Annotated in this window: 17 protein-coding genes; all 17 read right to left on the bottom strand. The window is 34.9% G+C overall.

The features are described 5' to 3' along the window. Positions 1-57: 57 nt before the first annotated feature. The 17 genes from BW929_RS11035 to dapA all read right to left on the bottom strand — a co-directional run bounded on the left by BW929_RS11035 (position 58) and on the right by dapA (position 22,335). Positions 58-1,935, bottom strand: coding sequence for a sialate O-acetylesterase (locus tag BW929_RS11035; RefSeq protein WP_076545547.1), 1,878 nt, complete (start codon positions 1,933-1,935; stop codon positions 58-60). A gap of 72 nt (positions 1,936-2,007) precedes the next feature. Then, positions 2,008-2,952, bottom strand: a complete 945-nt coding sequence (locus BW929_RS11030) for an aldo/keto reductase (RefSeq protein ID WP_076545546.1) — start codon at positions 2,950-2,952, stop codon at positions 2,008-2,010. Positions 2,953-3,062: 110 nt separating this feature from the next. Then, on the bottom strand, positions 3,063-4,073 hold the full coding sequence (locus BW929_RS11025; RefSeq protein ID WP_076545545.1) for an endo-1,4-beta-xylanase: 1,011 nt from the start codon (positions 4,071-4,073) through the stop codon (positions 3,063-3,065). Positions 4,074-4,201: 128 nt separating this feature from the next. After that, the gene (locus BW929_RS11020; RefSeq protein ID WP_076545544.1) at positions 4,202-5,101 is read right to left on the bottom strand and encodes a carbohydrate ABC transporter permease; all 900 of its coding nucleotides are present in this window, start codon (positions 5,099-5,101) and stop codon (positions 4,202-4,204) included. Between the two features lie 18 nt (positions 5,102-5,119). Continuing rightward, positions 5,120-6,043, bottom strand: a complete 924-nt coding sequence (locus BW929_RS11015) for an ABC transporter permease (protein ID WP_076545543.1) — start codon at positions 6,041-6,043, stop codon at positions 5,120-5,122. Between the two features lie 114 nt (positions 6,044-6,157). After that, a complete protein-coding gene (locus tag BW929_RS11010) occupies positions 6,158-7,774 on the bottom strand; it encodes an extracellular solute-binding protein (protein ID WP_076545542.1) in 1,617 nt (538 codons plus the stop codon). A gap of 77 nt (positions 7,775-7,851) precedes the next feature. Next, a complete protein-coding gene (locus tag BW929_RS11005) occupies positions 7,852-8,973 on the bottom strand; it encodes a family 8 glycosyl hydrolase (protein ID WP_076545541.1) in 1,122 nt (373 codons plus the stop codon). Between the two features lie 103 nt (positions 8,974-9,076). Continuing rightward, positions 9,077-10,072: a LacI family DNA-binding transcriptional regulator gene (locus BW929_RS11000; protein WP_076545540.1), complete on the bottom strand. Its 996-nt coding sequence runs from the start codon at positions 10,070-10,072 to the stop codon at positions 9,077-9,079. 192 nt (positions 10,073-10,264) lie between these two features. Next, on the bottom strand, positions 10,265-11,584 hold the full coding sequence (gene xylA / locus BW929_RS10995; protein ID WP_076545539.1) for a xylose isomerase: 1,320 nt from the start codon (positions 11,582-11,584) through the stop codon (positions 10,265-10,267). A gap of 151 nt (positions 11,585-11,735) precedes the next feature. Continuing rightward, complete coding sequence (locus BW929_RS10990; protein WP_076545538.1) at positions 11,736-12,878, bottom strand: sugar ABC transporter permease; 1,143 nt, start codon at positions 12,876-12,878, stop codon at positions 11,736-11,738. Further along, positions 12,871-14,400 carry a xylose ABC transporter ATP-binding protein gene (locus BW929_RS10985; RefSeq protein WP_076545537.1) on the bottom strand — a complete coding sequence of 510 codons (1,530 nt, stop codon included), beginning with the start codon at positions 14,398-14,400 and terminating at the stop codon, positions 12,871-12,873. The genes BW929_RS10990 and BW929_RS10985 overlap by 8 nt, the downstream gene beginning before the upstream one ends. A 61-nt stretch (positions 14,401-14,461) precedes the next feature. Continuing rightward, complete coding sequence (gene xylF, locus BW929_RS10980) at positions 14,462-15,496, bottom strand: D-xylose ABC transporter substrate-binding protein (RefSeq protein WP_076545536.1); 1,035 nt, start codon at positions 15,494-15,496, stop codon at positions 14,462-14,464. 194 nt (positions 15,497-15,690) lie between these two features. Further along, positions 15,691-18,045: a glycoside hydrolase family 3 N-terminal domain-containing protein gene (locus BW929_RS10975; protein ID WP_076545535.1), complete on the bottom strand. Its 2,355-nt coding sequence runs from the start codon at positions 18,043-18,045 to the stop codon at positions 15,691-15,693. A gap of 39 nt (positions 18,046-18,084) precedes the next feature. After that, positions 18,085-18,909, bottom strand: a complete 825-nt coding sequence (locus BW929_RS10970) for a carbohydrate ABC transporter permease (RefSeq protein WP_076545534.1) — start codon at positions 18,907-18,909, stop codon at positions 18,085-18,087. Positions 18,910-18,919: 10 nt separating this feature from the next. Then, positions 18,920-19,807 carry a carbohydrate ABC transporter permease gene (locus BW929_RS10965; RefSeq protein ID WP_076545533.1) on the bottom strand — a complete coding sequence of 296 codons (888 nt, stop codon included), beginning with the start codon at positions 19,805-19,807 and terminating at the stop codon, positions 18,920-18,922. Positions 19,808-19,873: 66 nt separating this feature from the next. Then, positions 19,874-21,151, bottom strand: a complete 1,278-nt coding sequence (locus BW929_RS10960; RefSeq protein ID WP_076545532.1) for an extracellular solute-binding protein — start codon at positions 21,149-21,151, stop codon at positions 19,874-19,876. Between the two features lie 287 nt (positions 21,152-21,438). Next, positions 21,439-22,335: a 4-hydroxy-tetrahydrodipicolinate synthase gene (dapA, locus tag BW929_RS10955; RefSeq protein ID WP_076545531.1), complete on the bottom strand. Its 897-nt coding sequence runs from the start codon at positions 22,333-22,335 to the stop codon at positions 21,439-21,441. Positions 22,336-22,345 lie beyond the last annotated feature (10 nt).

The raw sequence follows: 22,345 nt of genomic DNA, 5'->3' as shown, positions 1-22,345 counted from the left end.
AATCTTTCATATTATTTTTTACTATATAAAATATTTTAGTAATAAAATCAAACAAAATTATATTTTTTCTAAAAAAGTTCCAGCTGGTAAATCAAGCTGGTTATATAAATTGGCTTCTTTAGGATTATCTTTCCAGGCATAACGGATATATTGAGGATTTTTCAGAGCTTCAGTGTAGATTATAACTTTATTATTTTTTAGCACAGCTCTTGCTTTTTTAAACTTTTTATCTGCTGCTGCAAGCTCAAACCCTTTTAACTTATCTCCTTTGAAATTTAAGCCACCAGCAAGATTAGAGAATTCCAGGATTATTCTATCCTTCCTCTTTACTAAATTCTTTAATTTAGGACCACTATAGATAAGTTCTTCACCATAAGCTAAATTTCGAGCTGCTAAGTAAAATCTATGTGCCACATCTTTTTTGTTTAATGGGTGGAGATCATTCCACTCTCCTAGATCAAGGTTAATAGTCATTGCAGTGTTTTTTAATTTTAAAGCATCCCGCTGTGCATTGCGGAAGGCCGCCCAGATTTCTCTTTCATTTTCCTCTGGTGGTTCAAAGTTAGGCAGCTGTGCATAAATAAAGGGTAGATCACCCTGTTTAAATCTCCGCCGCCAGAGTTTAATCATTTTTACAAATAAGTCTTTATATTCTTCCTCACGACCGGTATTTGATTCTCCCTGATACCAGCAGATCCCTTTTAGTTTGTAATTTAACAGAGGAGAAATCATACCATTAAATAAACCTGTCGGCTGCCACTGAATAAAAATTTCTTCCTCTTTATCTTCTTCAATAACTGCAGCAACTTTATACTTCCATTCACCTCTGAGATCAATTTCATTTTCTCCAGTAAAAAGCTTATATGGCTTATCAGCTACAAACTCACCCTGCCCATTATTGACTACAACTCTCACTGCAATTAGATTTTTACCTTCCTTTAAAATCCCATCCTTTAGCTTATATTTGCGGGGAGGATATTTATAGGTAACTGTACCTACCCTTTTGCCATTAACATAGGCTGTATCAGCATCAACTATTCTTCCCAGCCAGAGTCGAGATGGTTTTTCTGCCTCTGCTTCAGTTAATTCAAGCTCTTTTCTAAACCAGACAACACCATTTTTATTTGCAAAGTTAAGCTGATCGAATTTGCCTGGAATTTCAACTGTCTCCCAGTCAGAATCATCATAAGCAGAATCAAAATAGGTAGGAGCATTCTTTAAACCCTGATCATTTTTATGAACCTTTGCTGCCCACTCTTTATTAACCTCTAAATTATGGGCTTCTGCATTTTGAATTTTTTCCGTATCTGAAAATTCGTCTGCCATTTTTAAATACACGGGATAGTCAGCCAGTGATTTTCTGCTCATCCAGGCTTCAACCGGTGAACCACCTACACTTGCATTTAAAATACCAACCGGCACCTCATATTTGTCATTTAATTTTTTAGCAAAAAAATAGGCAACTGCTGAAAAATCTCTGATAGTATCCTGAGTAACCTTTTTCCAACCTGCTCCTTCAATATCTTCATTTTCTTCTTTAAAATTATAGGTGATCGGGAGCTTAAACTCTCTAATTTGGTCATTTCCTGCCTTTTTTATTTCCTCAGCATAGCGATCCTTAACCCGCTGCATTGGTAACTCCATATTTGACTGACCTGAACAAAGCCAGACTTCACCGATTAAAATATCGCTGATACTGATTTTTTCGCCAGCAGTTGTAATTTTCATATCATAGGGGCCACCAGCTTTTACTTCAGGCAAAATAACAAACCATTCACCTTTATGATTTGCCCTGGAGAAATACTCCCTATTTTTAAAAATAACTTTAACTTGCTGCTGCGGCTGAGACCAGCCCCAGATTTTAATTTCTTCATTCCTCTGTAAAACCATACCATCAGTAAGTAAAGCTGGTAATTTTAAATTTTGCTTCTGCATTTATTCAACCTCTTTCAAATTATGTATTAAAAGCAGGATAGAAATCTATCCTGCTAAATTTAAATATTAAACTTAAAATTTTGCTTCAGTCATTGCTTTTAACATTTCTTTACTTAGATCAAGTTTCAGGCTGCCAACAGCTTCTTTAAACTGTTCGTCTGTAGTGGCTGCAATTAGAGGAATAGCCTTTGGCTCTCTATTCATTAACCAATAATAGACTAACTGATTTCTTGTTGCTCCGGTTTCAGCAGCAATTTCATCCAGTACTGCCAGCCTTTTATCTGTATCCGGACCCTGGTACTGTTTTTTGAATTCTTTATTTGGATTTGTATAAGCTCCCTGAAGTAATGGCGAATAAGCCACCAGAGAAATTCCGGTATCCTCGACAAATCCAAATAAATCCTGGTTGGCTGCTACCTGATCACCAAAATCCCAGCCGCTTTTCGGTCGCAGATATGAATAACGCTGCTGGATAGCACTGTAGCTCTGCCAGTGATTTTTTTCCGCAATCTGTCGTGCTCTCTCAAGACGCCAGGCTTTAAAATTACTAGCTCCAATTGCCCTAACCTTTCCTTCTGTAATTAATTCATTGAAAGCTTCCAGCGTTTCCTCCATTGGAGTATTAAAGTCATCAGTATGTGCATAATAAAGATCAAGATAATCAGTGCCAAGTCTTTCTAAACTTCTATGACATTCTTCTTTAATCTGTTCTTTGGTGGTTCCATACTCAGTTCCAGGATAGGGAAAACCAACTTTGGAAGCCAAAATAATCTCTGTACGATTATTTCTATCCTTAAGCCATTTACCAATCATTTTTTCGCTTTCTCCGCCCTGAGTCTGATCACTAATCCAGTGAGAATACATATTAGCAGTGTCAAAAAAGTTTCCTCCAGCAGCAAGGTACTGGTCCATTCTTCTAAAAGATTTTTCCTTACTATCTCTGGCACCAAAGTATAAACAGCCCAATCCCATCTGACTTACCTGAAGTCCTGTATTTCCAAGCTGAATTTTTTCCATACTGAAACCCTCCTTTTATATCTATTATATTACATATTTTTAGCTGGCACAAAAATTAAGCCTTAATGTAGATTTGTTAATCAAAAGCTTTATTATCTCAGCAATAACAGCTAAGAAGGAACAACAACTCTCCAGAAAGCTGGTTTTGCTTTCAATGATTGATCAAATAAAAGCGGCCAGTTATTTCTTACTACCGGGAAACCAGTTAACCAGCTGTGATCATCGGCGATTCCCCAGAGGGTAACATTGGTAATTGAATCAGAATACTGCTTAAAAAGCTTGAAAATTTTACTGTAGCGGTGACCCTGCTCAACAGCTAATTCCTCACTAAAACTGTCATAGCTCTGATTATTATTCTTATAAACACTTAGATCAAGCTCAGTTATCTGGAGATCTACCCCCAGAGAAGAAAACTTTTCTAAAGTTTTTTCCATTGTAGAAATTGAAGGGGACTTAATATTGATGTGGCCCTGCATTCCAATTCCATCTATAGGAATACCCTCAGTCAGCAGCTCCTTAACAAGATTATACATTATATCACGCTTAGCAGGATCAGATAAAAGGCTGTAATCATTTATATACAAATTTGCTCCCGGGTCAATCTTATTAGCATGGATAAAGGCTTCTTTGATATAATCTATCCCTGCAATCTGATACCAGCTGCTGTTTCTGAGTCCATTTGTCTCATCGGATGAGGGCTTAATTACTTCATTAACTACATCCCAGCTGTCAATATCTCCTTTATAATGCTTCATTGTTTTTTCAATATGGTTTCTCATTCTCTCCAGGAGAACTTTTTTAGAAACTAAATTTCCTTTTTCATCCTCAAAAAACCAGTCAGGAACCTGACTGTGCCAGACTAAGGTATGACCTCGCATTATCATTTCATTTTCCTTTGTAAAATCACGAATTTTATCTCCACCGTTAAAATTAAATTCTCCTTCTTCAGGCTGAATAGTTTCCGGCTTCATTACATTTTCGGCGGTTAAACTGTTAAAATGCTTCTTTAAAATTTGAGCATGTTTCCCCTCCAATTGATTGGGTTCAACAGCTGCCCCAATCTTAAAATGATCTGCATAAACAGCTTTTAATGAAGGAATATCTGCTTCAATTTTCTGCATAATACCACCTTTCTTTTTAATAATTAAATCCACAAATTAAAAAGAGAAAACTCATAAAAGAGTAATTTAATCCTGCTTTTATAAGCTTTCTCTTAAATTTTTAAGAAATATTGAACTTTAAATTGTTATTATTCCTTTACCCCTCCGAGAGTCAGACCGTGTACAAAGTATCGCTGGAGAAAAGGATAAACAACCGCTATTGGAACAGTAACAATAATAGTCATGGTAGCTCTAATTGCCCGTGGGGTAATCTGGGCGGCTTGAGCTGAGTTTGATAAAGCCTGCTGCATTGAGCCAGACATTGAATTGGCACTCGCTAATACTTTCATTAACTCATACTGCAGGGTTGAAAGGGCTGGATTGGATGAGTTATAGAGAAAAACATCCCACCAGGCACTCCAGTGATAAACAGCTGTAAAAATAGCAATTGTTGCCAGAACTGGTTTACTTAAGGGTAAAATAATTTTTAAGAAAATAGTAAACTCTGATGCTCCATCAATTTTAGCTGATTCAATTAAACTTTCCGGCAGGCCATTGATATAGGTTCTAACAATAATTAAGTTAAAAGCAGCTACCAGTCCGGGCAGTACATAAACCCAAAAATTGTTGGTTAAACCAAGGCGCTGATAAAGAAAGTATGTTGGTATTAAACCTCCCTGAACATACATTGTTAAAACATAAATAAAGGTTATAAATTTTCTTAAAACAAAATCTTTACGGCTAATTACATAAGCTAACATTGCTGTTAAAAATGTCCCAAAAACCGTAGTTAAAACGGTTCGGGCAATAGAGACACCTGCTGCATGGAAAATCTGAGGATCAGTTAATAAAGATTCATAATTAAAAGTTGTAAATTCACGCGGCCAGAGATATATACCTCCCTTAATACTATCTCTTCCCTCATTGAGAGAGATTGCCAGAGTATTTAGAAATGGATAAAGAGTAACAATAATCAAAGCTATTAAAAATGAATAAACAAATATATCTAATAAAATATCATCCCAGCCTCTTTTCTTGGCTCTGAGCATAAGAATCGATTCCTCCTTTTAAATTAATCTTTCTTCTCCCATCATTTTAGCTATCTGATTGGCACTAAAAACTAAAACAATACTGACTAAACTTCTAAATATACCTGCCGTTGTAGCAAAAGAATAACGCATCATTTTCAATCCATAATCAAGCTCAAAGATTCTAAAAATCCTGGAGTACTCAATTACTCTTCCATTACTGAGCAGATAAATCTGCTGAAAGCCCATATTCATTAAACGGCCTACATTTATAATTAATAAAATTATGATAACAGGTTTTAAAGCCGGTAGAGTAATATATCTAATTCGCTGTAATCTACTCGCACCGTCAATAACTGCAGCCTCATATAAACTGGGACTAATTGAAACAATCGAGGCTAGATATAAAATCGCACCAAATCCAACAGTTTTCCAGACATGAGAGGCACCAACTATCCACCAGAAAAGTTTAGGGATTCCCATAAACATAATCGGAGAATCTATAATTCCTAGATTTAATAAAACATCATTGACAATTCCACCATCAGTGGAAAGAGCATTCATAACCAGATTAGCTCCTACAACCCAGGAAATAAAATGGGGTAAATAAGAAATAGTCTGAGTAATTTTTTTGAATTTAGCAAAACGAACTTCATTTAAAACCAGCGCCAGTAAAATTGAAAAAAACATTCCTGATAAAAGCTTAATCAAGCTCATAGCAAGAGTATTTCTTAATACCTCAAAAAATACAGGATCAGTTAATAATAATCTAAAGTTTTCTAAACCAACCCATGTCTGATTGAAAAATGAATTTCCAGGCCAATAGTTCTGAAAGGCCATTAACCAGCCCCATAATGGTACATATTTAAAAATGATAACATAAATTATAAATGGAAGTGACATTAAAACTAAAGCTTTCTGCTTCCAGAGTTTCTGCCAGAAAGTATCTCCACTTTTCTTCACAAATATTCCTCCTTAAAGAAATAGCTAATTAAACAAAAATAAGAAAATTTTTATTTAGGAGCAGGAAGTTTAACTCCCTGCTCCGATTATTAATGATAGGATTATAAACTAGTTTTACCAGTTCTCCATTCTCCAATCAATTTGTTTTTGATAGTGCTCAATTTGGGCATCCATTAGACCATTAATCTGCTTAGTATAGGCATCCCAGTTAGTTTCAAATTTCTCTGTTGAATCCATTACCAGAGTCGGAATATGCTGCACTAAAGCATCGGTCATTCTTGTTGATTCAATCTGTGCTTTAGAGTTTGTAGGTAAGGTAATTGTCCAGAGTGGGAAATACTTTCTGTCTTCAAATGGCTTATTATAAAGACCAGTAAATGATTTAACACCATAGGCATCCATTACCTCTTTTTCGGCTTCCGAACTATTTGCATAAATTGCACTGGGCTGTCTGCTAGGCATAAAACTGTTTCCATCAGGACCAAGACCAGTTAAACTTGGAAAGGCATTATAGAAATAATGACGTCCAAATACATCTCTAACCCAGGTTGGATCCTGGAACATTTTCAGTTGCTCTTCAGTTCTGTAGAACATGCCATCTTCATCTACCTGATAATGTTCACCTTCAATACCCCACTGAATTAAGCGCTGTGTATCCAAACTAACAAGGTAATCTAGATATTTAATTGCTGCTACTGGATCTTCACAGGCTGTTGTAATTCCCATGCCCTGTGTAGTCTGAACATATGGTTTGTCTCTTACATGTTCTTCAACAATTGGATCATAAGTTACAGGGAAAGGCACCATAATGCTGTCTGGATCTTCATTAATTAAAACTTCTTGAGCCTGCTGAACCTGCCAGTACTGGTTAATTGTTCCTAAAACTCGGCCAGAACTTATCTTTTCTAAATACTGATCAAAATTAGAAACAAAGGCTTCTTTATCTACAACACCTTTATTATACATTTCATTTAATTTTTTATAATAATATTTTTCTACATTACTGCCATAATAGGGACGGACTACATATTCGCCACCTTCTTTAACAGGTACAAATCCACCTTCATTTGGATAACCCATTAAGTGCATCGGACCATTGGTAGTAGCAAATCTTCGCCAGCCATCAAATAAAGTTGTATATCCAATTGTTTTTTGTCCCTTATACTCAGGATGTTCTTTCTGATAATTCTCAATTAACTCAAAATACTGATCAAATGATTTAATTACCGGGTAATCATTTGCTTCAAGAACTCTTTTGTTAATGAAAAATCCTACTGATGGATATCTCCTTTCTGCTGGTTCAAAAGGAATAGCTAATTGAGGGAGATAATAGATATGTCCATCGTCTTTTCTTAAGGCATCCAAATGCTTGGAATAATATTTCTTAATGTTTGGTGCATGTTTATCAATTAAATCCTCAAGAGGAATTAAAGCACCAGCCTCAACAAATTTGTCAGTAAAATGAGCTGCTACTAGCATATCAGGATAATCCTGACTGGCAATCATTAAACCAACTTTTTGCTCTAAATCTCCAACAAGATACTCTCTGTTTAATTTAACTCCTGTCTCTTTTTGGATTATGTCACCAACAATGGATGAGCCAGAATAATCAGGTAAGGAAACAGAAATAAAAACATCAAATTCCTTTAGATCATCCTGAGCTGCTGTTACAGTGGTAAAAGCTAAAGCCAGAACCAACATTAAAATTAAAATACTTAAACCCTTCTTCAAAATAAACCCTCCTTATAATTTTGATGTATATTGATAAAATTGAATCAATTTTATCCGAAAATTAAGAATCATTTGTACTAATAAATTTTAAAATTACCGCTCAATGCAAGTAAAGCAAATAAATACAGAAAATTATCATAATAGCGGCGCTCATCTCTTCTCAGCTCAGCTTCCCAGAAGTCTTTTATATATTTTTCTGTAAATTTATTTTTTCCAGCCAGTGATACTGCAGCATTGGCAGCTTTAAGGCCCAGATAATGTAAGTAATCTGGTTTTTCCAGTTCTTTACCATCTATAGAGTATTTTGTATATTCATCTTTATCAAAAAAGAACTTCTGCAGATTATAAGCTTCCTTCCTCTGCCAGGGATCCTTATTGAACCAGAGTGAATCCACTCCAATATTAAAAGCAACTCGATAAGCATCACTGTAAAAATCTCCATGGCCCTCTTCAAAACGAGGTGATCCGTCATATTCCGCATATTCCGCTGATAAACCGGTTTCTAAATGACAAGATTGCTTTAAATAATTACGACTTGCTTTAGCAGCCTTTTCCCAAAAAATTCGATCTTCTTCATTTCCCCATTGAGCAAAAAGTTCATAAAAATGTGGCAAATGATAGGATGGATCTGAAAACTCGACTTCCGGAATAAACTTAATTAAATAATTATCCGAATTCCACATCGGATCACCAGGCGAATTCTCTCCTTTATGAATAACCTCATGCAAAATTTCTTTTGCCTGTTTTGAATAGTTTAAATCTCCTTTGCCATCTCCCCATCTTCTCGATGCAAAAAGTAATGCCATTGCAAAATACTCTTCCCCATCTGGAGCAGGTCCCTGAGAATTTTTATTTCCTTTAAGATCACAGGACCAGGCAAAATATCCCTTATATTTTCCAGCTGTCTGATACATATATTTTTTGGTCCAACGCCAGAGTCTATCAAAAACTTCTTTTTTATCCAGCTGCACTGCTGCCATCATCCCATAAGACATACCTTCAGTTCTAACATCGTTATTACCTGTATCAGTAATATAGGCCATATTTTCGTCAGTTTGATGATAAAATTTTAAATCATCAGCAAAAAATAGAGAATCCCAGGTCTTATTGATCTTAACTTCAATTTCTTTTTCACTATAACCATATTGCTTCAGTAAATTCTGATAATCACCGGAATAAAAAGCACCCTTTTCTTCCAAATAGTTTCCTCCTTTACCTTTTAGAAACCGGTTTAAAATTTGAATATTAAAAAAATATCCCTAATTTTTATTTAGAAACCGGTTTATATTTATCTAAAAATTATTATACCTTTCTGCATGTCTCTCCAATAATCAGTCTAGTCGGTAAAATGATTGGCGAAAATGATTTCTTATTAATAATATTTAAAAGAAGTTTTGAGGCAGCTTCTCCTAAACCAATCTGATCCTGAGCAATAGTAGTCAGATGATAATGTCTTCCTATCTCTATGCTATCAAAACCAATAATTGAGTAATCACCTGGTACATTTAAACCTGCCTGGCGAATAGCTTTAATTGCACCAATAGCAATTAAATCCTCTGCAAATACAGCAGTTGGCTTTTCATCTAAATTAAGAATTCTTTTCATTGATTGATAGCCGGTTTCCATACTATAATCGCCGTCAAACATCCATTCTGAATTATAGGGGAGATTGAGAGCTTTGATAGCCTGCTGAAAACCAACAAATCTATCTGTAGAAACTTTAAAACCATTTAATCCCCTAATCATTGCAATTTTTTTATGACCTAATTCAGCTAGATATTCTACCGCTTTTCGGGCTCCACCGGTATTATCAGAAGTTACATAGGAAGTATTAGAACCAACCAGATCCAGGTCAATAAAAACAGATGGTATATCCGATTTTAAAAGCCGATCAAACTGAGCTATATTAACCTTACCATAACCCATCATTATTACGCCATCAACATTTCTGTTTTCACATTTTTCTTTATAGCTGTAATCAACCCAGGATTCATCCCACTGTTTATTGGTAAAATATAAAAGATCATAACCTTTATCTCCCATTACAGCCTCTATACCTTCAAAAACTTCTCTAAAGAAGAAGTTATTTAAAATTTGAGGACCAAATATACCAATTGTGTACGATTTTTTTGTTGAGAGACTTCTGGCCACTGAATTGGGCCAGTAGTTATTTTCTTTCATGATTTTTAAAACTTTTTCTTTAGTATCATCACCAACACCTGAGTAATTATTAATTACTTTAGAAACTGTTGACTTAGACACTTTTGCCTTTTTGGCAATATCATTGATTGTAACCATTTTGTCACTTCCTTCGAAACCGGTTTATTTAATTATACTAAAAAAATTATCAGATTTCAATAGGAAATGATAAATATTTTCTTGATATTTAAAATTTTTTGAATCTTAGTTTATTTTTTTTAAAATAAACTTAATTGGGAGTGGACGATTAAATAACCGTCCACTCAGCTTTTAGCAGGTAAATATTTATATTTAATTATTTAAAATATACTGATTCAGTTTCGCTTCCAGCATTTCCTGATGTCCGGAATAATTTTCAACTTCACCAAGTTCAATAGCGTATTCAGCTAATTCTTCCAGACCAACCTCTTTATTTACAATCTTCTTACCAATTCCACTTTCATAACTTGCATATCTTTCAGCCACAAAATCTTCTAATACTTTATCTTCTAATAATTTATTGGCAATTTTTAAGCCCTTAGCAAAGGCATCCATTCCAGCAATATGACCATAGAATAAATCTTTCATTTTGAAGGAAGGACGGCGAACTTTAGCATCAAAATTGAGCCCCCCTTTACCCAGACCATTATTTTTAAGTATTTCATACATAGCAAGAGTTGTTGTATAAATATTAGTTGGGAACTGGTCTGTATCCCAGCCGAGTAATAAATCACCCTGATTTGCATCTACACTTCCCAGCATATCATTAATTCTAGCATAGTGAAGCTCATGCTCAAAGGTATGTCCAGCCAGGGTTGCATGATTTGCCTCCAGATTAACTTTAAAGTGCTCATCTAAATCATATTTTCTTAAGAAGGCAATCACATTTGCTGCATCAAAATCATACTGATGCTTAGTTGGCTCTTTGGGTTTTGGTTCAATCAATAGCTGACCATCAAAACCAATTTTTTCTTTATAATCTACAGCCATTTCTAAAAAACGGGCCAAATTATCTTGTTCCAGGGCCATATTTGTATTTAAAAGTGTTTCATAACCTTCACGACCACCCCAGAATACATAGTTTTGACCACCAAGTTTTTTGGTTACTTCCATAGCCTTTTTAACCTGAGCGGCAGCAAAGGCAAATACATCTGCATTAGGAGAAGTAGAAGCACCATTCATAAAACGAGGATTGGTAAACATATTAGCTGTTCCCCAGAGCAGCTTTATACCTGTTTCGTTCATCTTCTCTTCAATTAAATCAACGATAGTATCTAAATTTTTGTAGCTTTCGGCAACTGTTTTTCCTTCAGGAGCTACATCACGATCATGGAAGCAGAAATATGGAGCTCCCAGCTTATCCATAAAGGTAAAGGCTCCTTCAACTTTGGCCTTGGCTCTTTCTAAAGGATCACTAATATCTGCCCAGGGGTAAACTCTGGTCCCAGCACCAAATGGATCTTCACCTGTATCCGCAAATGTATGCCAGTAAGCGATTGAGAATCTTAAGTGTTCTTCCATTGTTTTGCCCGCAATTTTTTCTTCCGGGTTATAATACTTAAATGCCATTGGATTATCTGATTCTGGTCCTTCATATTTTACCTTTTTAAAATCTTTAAAAACATTTTTCATAATTTGATTACCTCCATTTTGTAAGAAAATATAAGTCTGAAACATTAACATCAATATTAATTCAAGTATTAATTTAAGTTTTAAATTAACTCTCTAGTTTATAATATTCAAGGCCGAACAAAAAATTCCTGCTTTTTTTTAATCTTTTTTATTAAGCAGCAGATTTCTTATTTTTAGTATAAATATCAACCCAGACAGCAAGAATTAATATTAGACCTTTAATTATTGACTGCCAGAAATTTTCAACATTCATTAAACTCATTCCATTATCAAGACTGGCCATAACAATGGCACCAACTACAGCACCACCTACTTTTCCAATACCACCAGCTAAACTGGCTCCACCAATTACACAGGAAGCAATAGCATCAAGTTCCGCACTATTTCCTGCTGCAACTGAAGCAGCACTCAAACGAGATGTCAAAAATATTCCACCAATTGCTGCCATCAAACCATTGAGCATAAAGACAGTTAAAGTTATTTTTTTAATATCTATACCAGATAATTTGGCAGCATCGCTATTTCCACCAATTGCATAAATATAGCGGCCAAAAGTTGTTTTATTAGTTATAAATGTAAAGATAGCTAGAAAAACTGTTAAAACCATTAAGGGAATTGGTATCCCCCGATAGGCATTAAAAATCAGAATAAAGGTAACTAATAAAGCAACTGAAACAACTATTTTCAGAATTTCAAACTTCAAAGGCAGTACTTCAAAATCATATTTTAATTTATCTCTTCTTGACTTGAGCTGAATAATTATAATTGCTAAACCTACTAAAACTGCAAAGATTATTCCAATTGTATCTGAAAGATATCCCTTACCAAAATAATAAAACAGGTCACTCATTGGGCCAATAGTTGTTCCACCAGTTATTCCAACTAAGACACCTCTAAATATTAAAAGACCCCCAAGGGTAACAATAAATGAAGGAACATTTCCATAAGCAGTCCACCAACCATTCCACAACCCTAAAATCAGCCCTAATAACAGCGTAATACCAATAGACATTATAGGATTCATTCCCTGCCAGACATCTAAAATCGCTACTACTCCACCTGTTAAACCCACCAGAGATCCAACTGAAAGGTCAATATGACCCATTATTATGACCATGACCATTCCAATAGCCAACATAGATGTAAAGACAGACTGTCTAAATAGATTGGAAATGTTTCTTGCAGTTAAAAAATCTCCTCCCGTTGTAAAGGAAAATATAATCCAGATTGAAACTAAGGCAATAATCATCATATAAGTTCTTAAGTCAAATTTAATTTTTTTCGTATCAGCCATCTATTTTCCCTCCTGTAGCATAAACCATAATATCTTCTTGACTAATATCTTTATTTCTATTATCAAATTCTTTGGTAATCTTACCTTCATGCATTACTAAAATTCTGTCGCTCATACCTAATATTTCAGGAAGCTCAGATGAAATCATAATAATTCCCATTTTATCTTCAGCAAATTTATTCATTAATTCGTAAATTTCCTGTTTTGCCCCAACATCAATTCCTCTTGTTGGTTCATCCATTATTAAAACTCTAGGAGTTTCAACAAGATTTTTAGCTAAAATAGCCTTCTGCTGATTTCCTCCACTCAAATTAACAATTTTAGTATTAAGAGATGCTGTTTTAACATTTAATTGTTCAACCAGTTCAGTCACATTTGCAATCTCTTTATTTTCATCAACAACTAACAGGTTTTTAAATTTGTCTAAAAATGAAATTGATATATTTTCTTTAACGCTCATTGGAGGAATAATACCAAATCTTTTTCTATCTTCCGAAATTAGCGCAATTCCTTTGTGGAGAGCTTCTTTTGGCGACTTTATATCTACTTTTTCCTGATCTAAATATATATCCCCTTTTTTACTACCAGGAAGATAACCAAAAAGTGTATTAGCTATTTCAGTTCTCCCAGCTCCAATCAATCCAAAGATTCCTAAGATTTCTCCTTCTGCCAGTTCAAAAGAAATGTTTTCTAAAATTTGTTCACCTTCATAATTTTTTAAATCTAAACTTTCAACTTTTAAAATTTCTTTACCTGCTTTATATTTTCTATCAGGAAACATCTGCTCAATTGAGCGGCCAACCATCATTTTAACTACTTCTCTTTCGTTTAAATTATCTTTCAGATCTCCGCCAATGTATTCTCCATCTCTTAAAACAGATATATAATCAGCAATCTCAAAAACCTCATTTAACTTATGAGAAATATAAATACAAGTAACTCCTTCGTTTTTTAAATCACTTAAAATTTTCATTAACAACTCAACTTCATTGTCTGTTAAAGATGCAGTCGGTTCATCCAGAATTAAAAGTCTAGAATTTTTAGCCAGCGCTTTCGCGATTTCAATTAACTGCTGTTTACCAACTCCAAGCTCACCAACTTTAGTTGTTGGTTTAACTCCCTCCAGTTTCATTTTTTTAAGCCACTTGTTTGTTTGGTCATACATTTCATTCCAGTCAATATATCCATTATGCGAAATTTCATTACCCATAAAAATATTCTCTGCTACATTCATTTCTTCAAAAAGTGTCAATTCCTGATGAATGACAGCAATTCCATTTTCTTCAGCCTGATGAATATTTTCGAATTTTTTTTCTTCTCCTTCAATAAAAATTTGACCTTCATAACTTCCATTTGGATAAACACCGCTGAGAACTTTAATTAAAGTTGATTTACCAGCTCCATTTTCTCCACAGAGGGCATGAATTTGATTGCTTTTCACCTGAAAAGATACTTTATCTAAAGCTCTAACACCCGGAAAATCTTTAATGATATCCTTAGTTTCCAGCAAAACTTCTTCCAAATTGTTCAACTCCTTTCATTAAGAAAAGAAAAAGGGGCAAATAATCGCCCCTTTTTTAAGATTACTGTTCAGGCCATTCAGATTTTGGTACATTTTTATATACTTCTTCCATTTCGTGGAATCCATCTTCTATAACTGTATCCACCATATTCCCTTTATGAACCTGAATTGGTGTTAATAAAACTGATGGTACATCATATTCACCATTATTAATTGCACCATTTGTGTCTATTTCTTTACCCTGGGCCATATTAACTGCTATTTCTGCACCTCTACTAGCTAAATCCTGAATTGGTTTATAAATTGTCATTGTTTGAGTACCTTCAACAATTCTCTGACAGGCCGCAAGGTCAGCATCCTGACCAGAAACTAAAACTTCTCCGGCTAAACCCTGCTCTTCAAGAGCTTGAATTGCTCCACCGGCAGTACTATCATTAGAAGCAACAATAACATCAATATCATTATTATTAGCTGTCAGAGCATTTTCTACAATACCTAATGCTTCCTGTGGTAACCAGTCTTTTGCCCACTGATCACCAACAATATTTATTTTGCCCTGATCAATATAAGGCTGTAAAATATTCATCTGTCCCTGACGGAAAAGTTTAGCATTATTATCGGTTGGAGAACCTCCAAGTAAAAAGTAATTTCCTGTAGGCTGTTTATCAACTAAAAATTCTGCCTGTAATTCACCTACACGAACATTATCAAAAGAGAGATAATAATCTACTTTACTATCCATTAACATTCTATCATAGGCAAGTACAGGTACATTATTTGCATGGGCTTCTCTAACTATACTTCCCATCACCTTACCATTATGAGGAACAACTACTAAAACATCAATTCCCTGGGTAATTAAATTTTCTGCCTGTGATAATTGAACTGTGTCATCTCCATTAGCAGATTGAACTAATACCTCTGCTCCCATTTCTTCTGCCTTATTTACAAAAATATCACGATCATGCTGCCATCTTTCCAGTCTCAAATTATCCATTGACAATCCAATTGTAATACCATCCTGGGCCATTACTCCAAAAGATCCTAAAAATAATAATACCGCTACTAATGTTGAAATAATAATACTTTTTCGCATTAAATTAATCCCCCTTAAATTTTTGATAAAATTAAAAACAGATTACACTTAACCGTCACTTTTTAAAATATAATTTATCCCTCCTCCTAAAATCTTAGAAATTAATTCAAGTTTTAATTTAAGTTATAAATTAAGTCTCTAATATATAGATTCTATACAATTTTTAAAATTCCTGCAATAAATTAGAGTTATTTTTAATTACTTACTTCAACCTCTGTAAAATATTCTCTTTCTGCAGTCAATTCCACCTTATCTCCTTTTAGTTCAACCACATCTTCAAGCCTAATATCTGTAGAAGAACTGCCGAGCATTAGCTCAAATTCTCCTGGCTCAACTACAAGATTCATATCCTTATCATAAAATGCGAGCTGTTCTGTTTTTAATTTGAATTCAACAGTTTTAGTCTCTCCTGCTTTTAACTCAACTCTTTTAAAACCTTTAAGAGATTTAATCGGTCTGGTTAAAGAAGCAATTCGATCATGAATATAGAGCTGTACTACTTCTGCTCCAGCAAGCTGACCTGTGTTTTTAATATCTGCCTTAATTGTAATTGTTTTATTGCCCTCAAATTCTTTAGGGGTAATCTTAAGATTTGAATATTCAAAATCTGTATAACTTAAACCATAACCAAATGGATATAGAGGTCTGTTACCTGTAAATACATAATCTCGGTAGTGTGACATATGGCGGCGGTTATAGTGAATAGGAGTCTGCCCAACATTTTTAGGAATTGAAACCGGCAGTTTTCCAGCTGGATTATAGTCTCCAAATAATACATCTGCTACCCCGTTTCCACCTTCTTCTCCCGGTAACCAGGCTTCTAAGACTGCATCTGCATTTTCTGCTGTCCATTCAATTGATAAAGGCCGACCATTGACAAGTACAACCACAACTGGTGTGCCTGTCTTAACAATTTCTTTAATCAATTCTTCCTGTACTCCTGGCAGATCGAGGGAAGTCCGATCATGATGTTCTCCGGTAGTATCAGTGGTATTCTGAAGTTCACTTAAAAATTCTCCACCTTCAAAGTCGACTACATCATCATCACTGTTTTCATTTTCTCCCATACCGGAAAGACCTGATTTACCGCCAACGACAACCAGAGCAACCTCTGATTCCTTGGCTGCCATAACAGCTTCAGCAAAGCCATCTCTGTTCTGATCCATGATACTGCAGCCAGCTGCATAATTAATTTTTGTCTCTTCTGATATTTTAGACCTGATTCCAGCTAAGATACTGATAACCTCAACTGCATCTTCCTTGCTGTCCACATGGGCACTGTAGGCATAATCCCCAAGCAGATTACGGGTGCTGTCTGCAGAAGGTCCGATTACAGCAAGTGATGATAAATCTTTAGCTAAGGGTAGTAAGTCATTTTCATTTTTCAGTAAGACCATAGATTTGCGGGCTGATTCCCGGGCCAGTTCTCTCTGCTCAGCAGTTTCAAAAAGATCAGCAATTTTATCAAGATCAACATAGCGCTGATCAAAGGCATTAACCTTAAATTTATAGCGGAGATGTCGTCTGACAGACTGGTCAATTACTGACTCAGAAATCAGTCCCTCATTAACCGCATCAACTAATTTTTGCCCATAGCATTCCGCTTCCGGCAGCTCTATATCTAAACCTGCCTCTAAAGCTTTTATTCCTGCTTCCTGCATCGAAGCTGCTACTTTATGTTCTTTATAAAGCATTTTAATACTCCAGTAATCAGAAACTACTACACCGTCAAAACCCCATTCTCCTCTTAATATATCTGTTAATAACTCTCTTGAGGAGGCACAGGGAACTCCATCAATATCATGATAGGCATTCATTACTGAACCAGCACCGACAGTTTTAATTGCTGCTTCAAAAGGGAATAAAAAGCTCTCTCTAAGTTCACGCTCAGAAAGATTTACCGGTGCATGGTTGCGTCCACCTTCAGAATAGCTGTGGCCGACAAAGTGTTTTAAAGTTGCTACAATTCCTTCTGATAATTTATCTCCCTGCAGACCTTTAACATAGGAAGTTACCATTTCTGCAGCCAGATAGGGATCTTCACCAAATGTTTCCTCCACTCTACCCCAGCGTAAATCTCTTGCCACATCAGCAACCGGAGATAAAGCCAGATGAGCTCCAATTGAACGCAGCTGTTTTCTAATCACATCAGTCTGTCTTTCCAGTAACTCCGGCTCCCAGCTGCTGGCGACACCTATTGACTGAGGAAAAGTAGTTCCACCTTTACCCATATAGCCGCTCAAACATTCTTCATGGACAATTGCTGGAATATCAAGACGAGTATTTTCAGCAATATATTTCTGCATCTTATTTGCCGCCTCAGCTGCAGCTTCCGGTTCCAGTGCACTTGCACCTGCTATTCTTGTAATCTGACCGATACCATCTTTTAGATATTTAGCTGCTTTTTCTTCTGAGAACCTGCCATTTTCTAAAATTTTATCCGGTCCTATTGAACCAAGCTGAGCAACTTTTTCTTCTAAAGTCATTTCAGCCAGTAATTTATTTACTTTTTCTTCCAGCGAATAGTCATCTAAATTAAATTCCGTCATTAATTATCTCTCCTTCTTTATCTTAATAATATTTTATTTTTATCCTTTTAAAGCACCAGCTGTCATTCCTTTAATAATATGTTCCTGCAGGAAAACATAGAGCAGAATCAAGGGTAATACAGAAAGAAATAAAGCTGTCAAAGTTAAAGGAATATTAATACCGTGCTGTCCCTGAAATTCAAATAAACCGAGAGTTAAAATTCTTTTGCTCGGACTTGAAGTTAAGACAAGAGCATAGGCAAATTGGTTCCAGAGCAGTGTGAGATTATAAATTGCAACTGTAGCAATTGCCGGTTTAACCAGTGGTAAAATTATATCCCTAAAAATTCTAAACCTGCTGGCTCCATCTATAATCGCTGCTTCCTCCAGTTCATAAGGAATATCATTGATAAATCCGGTCAAAATAAAAACCGAAATTGGAAGACTAAAAGCAACATAGGGGCCAATTAAAGCTGAAAGTTTATCATATAATCCCATTGAAAGTGTTATCTTATAAATAGGAATTAAGGTTGAATGAATTGGAATCATCATTCCTGCCAGAAATAAAATATAAACAATTTTATTAAATTTAAAATCTATTCTAGAAATTGCGTAACTGGCCAGAGCAGAAACTATAATAATAATTGCAACTGAAATAAAACAGACTATAATACTGTTGATAAAGTAAATATAGAAACCTGATTTCATTACCTCAATATAATTTTGCCAGGTAAATTTTTCTGGCAGAGACCAGACTGGATTGCGAAAAAATTCCATTCTGATTTTAAAACTGTTCTGGACCAAAAAAACAAGTGGATATCCTGTAATCAGCAGCCAGACTGACAAAAATATATAAATAACTAACTGTTTTAATTTATTAATCATAATCACTCACCTAATTCCTGACATCTTTTTTACTGAAATTCAAAAATACAACTGATACTATAAGGGCAACTAAAAATAATGCTACAGATATTGTACTACCATAGCCCATATTCATTTCTGTAAAAGATTTTGTATAGAGATAGGTAGCCATTAATTCGGAAGCATGATTTGGTCCACCACCGGTTAAAGCAAAAATCATGGCAAAATATTTAAGTGAACCAACAATTATTAAAACAGATGCATTAACAACTGTAGATCTGAGCATTGGTAAAGTAACATAGAAAAATGACTGCCAGTTATTAGCTCCATCTATTTCCGCAGCTTCATAAAGCTGTTTTGGTATATTAGAAATAGCCGCCATAAAAATAATCATATAAAGAGGAATAAACCTCCACTGGATAGGAGCAGATGCTGAATAAAAAGCAATATCTGAGTTTCCAAGCCAGCTCCTGGTTAACTGTTCCAGCCCAACCAGGTTTAGAAAACTATTTATTAGTCCAAAAGTTGGATCATACATATAGCGCCAGAGAAAAGCTACCGCAATTGAAGATAAAAGCATCGGCACAAAAAAGATAGTCTTAAAAAAACTTGCTCCTTTAATTTTTCTAGTCAGCAATACAGCTAAAAACAGTGCTATGGGAATCTGCACAACCAGTGAAATTAAAACCAGTTTAAAGTTATTAGCCATCGAAGACCAGAATATTGGATCACTCAACAATTTTGACCAGTTATCGAGACCCAAAAACTCCATTGCCCCTATACCATCCCATTTAAAGAATGAATAATAGGTTGAAAGAGGAATTGGGATAATCAAATAAACCAGAGAAAAAATAACGGCAGGTAGTAAAAACAGAGCTGCAATAAAATATTTATTGTTCATTAATTCTTTTTTATTCATAATTAGAACACCTCTTAAATTAGAGCAGAGAGGATTAAATCCCCTCTGCCTATTAAATTACTTATTTTATTCACCATAGTACTCTTGAGCTGCTTCTTCCATCTGATTGGCTGCCTCTTCTGGTGTTATTTCCATACCAAATAAAGCTTGAGTTGTATTTAAATGAACCTGTGCCAATTCTAATGGTAATGTCTGATCATACCAGAGCTGAATATGATTTGCTTCCTGACTGGAATTATAAATTTTCTTCATAATTGGATCGTCAATCTTTTCTGCAACACCGGTAAATGGCGGAATATTACCAATATTGATTAACTCTTCACCCATTTTGGAATCAGTTAAATACTTTAAGAATTCAACTGCCGCTTCTTTGTTTGCTGCCTTAGTAGAAACTGAATAATAGTTATCTCCAGGTGTACCAACTAAGTTAGAAGGATCGCCTTTGCCGGATTCTACTGCCGGGAAGTTAAAGAAACTAAACTGATCTAACATATCAGGTGCTTCATTTTTGAAGGAAGAATATGCCCAGCTTCCCATTAAATACATTGCTGCCCGGTCGGTATATAGTAAAGTTCTGGACTGACCTGCGTCTTCATCAAGACCATTAACACCATCAGGGAATGCTCCCATTTCTACTAATTCCTGAATTCTTCTACCTGCTTCAATAAATGGTTTGTCATTAAAAGCACCTTTTCTGCTAATTGCCTGCTGCAGAGCTTCCGGTCCACCAATTCTATCTACCAGATACATAAAGTACATTGAACCTGTCCATTTGTTTTTATTAGCCAGAGCAAAAGGAGTTATTCCATTTTCTTTAAATGTTTTTACAACATTTTTTAGTTCTTCATATGTTTCTGGTACTTCCAGACCATATTCTTCAAACAGATCAGTTCTGTACCAGACAAGTGCTGGAGAAACATTGGTTACTGGAACACCATACAGCTCACCATTTACCCGACCTAAATCCATAGCAGCTGGCATAAAATTACTTTCCCAATCTTCTGTCATATGTGATTCTAATGAATAAACTTTATCAGCATCAACATATCTTTCTAAGCTGGCACTACCCCAGGTCATAAATAGATCTGGTGCATTATCAGCTGACATAGCTGTTCTCAGCTTAGTTTTGTAATTATCATTTTGAGTAGGTACATGCTCAATATTTACATTTGGGTTATCAGCTTCAAAACGCTCAATTGCATCCTGTAAAGCAGGAGTAACCTGGTCAGAAGCAGTTCTAATATCCCATAATGTTAAATTTACCTCATCCTGAGCCATAACTGTAACCGAAAATAGAGAAAATACCATTAATAAAGCAAGTGACAAAATTGAAAATTTCTTCATAAAATTATTCCTCCCTTTTAATTTTAAATCAAGACTTTAAGAAAGCTAACTTGAATCATAAACAAAGAAAGTACTTTTTACTGATCCCTCCTTTTTTAATTTATTAAAACAAATGACAAAATTTTCGTTAATTTAAGCTTTAATTTAAGAAGTAAATTAACTCTCTATAAATATTATTCAATACTCAACCAAAAATTCCTGCAAAAAATTTCAGATTTTTTGCGGTTTTTTAATAAAAAAAAGAAAAACCACCATTTAAGAGGTAGTTTTTCCTTTAATTAGATTTTTTAGGTTAAATTTACTTTTTTAAGTATTTTTTTAATATTTTTGCTCTGTGATTCATTCAAGAGACCAACCGGTTCTTTACAGGCTGCGTTTAGATTACTCCCTCTGAGAGAAACAGCTTTTTTAATTGCCGGAAAAAAAGGATCAGAAAGACTGTAAATTTCCATCATCATATTAATTTTATTGGATATTTCATTAATTTTCTTAAAGTCTTCTTTTTGGTAAGACTTATAAAATTCAGCAAAAAGTTCAGGGGCTATATTAGATAAACCGCCGATTAAGCCATCTCCTCCATTCAGGAGGTTTGGTAAAAAGTATTCATCAAATCCGGAATAAACAGCAAATTCTTTCTCCAGCTCTTTTTTAACTTTTTGAATTAACTCTCTGGTATGGCTGATTGTATCCATTGTATCTTTAATTCCCACAATATTTTTATATTCACTTGCCAGCTTATAAACTGTTTGGGGATCAATGTTTACTCCACTGCGGGCAGGAAAATTATATATATATAAATCTAATTCTACATTATGAGCAATATGACTGTAATAATTATAGAGGGTCTGCTGGTTAAACTGGAAAAAATAAGGGGTGATTACAGCTGCTCCATCCACTCCTTCAGCTTGAGCAAAATTACTCAACTCTATTACATCTTCGGCAGCTGTACCACCTGTACCTACTAAAACAGGCACCCGCTTGTTTACAGTTTTTACAGCAAAAGAAATTAACTTCTTCTTTTCTGCCAAAGTCATTGCAAAAAATTCTCCAATGCTCCCTAAAAATAAAATCCCATTTACACCAGCTTCAATTAAATTTTCTATATGTTCTTCTGTTGCCTCAAAATCAATATTTTTATCCTCATCAAAAACTGTGATCGTTGGTGTTATAATTCCTTTAATCAATTAAATCCTC

Origin of the sequence: Halanaerobium kushneri (assembly GCF_900156285.1) — a bacterium.
Lineage (GTDB): Bacteria > Bacillota > Halanaerobiia > Halanaerobiales > Halanaerobiaceae > Halanaerobium > Halanaerobium kushneri.
The sequence above is the reverse complement of the archived record's forward strand: the minus strand, read 5'-3'. Positions and strand labels throughout refer to the sequence as shown.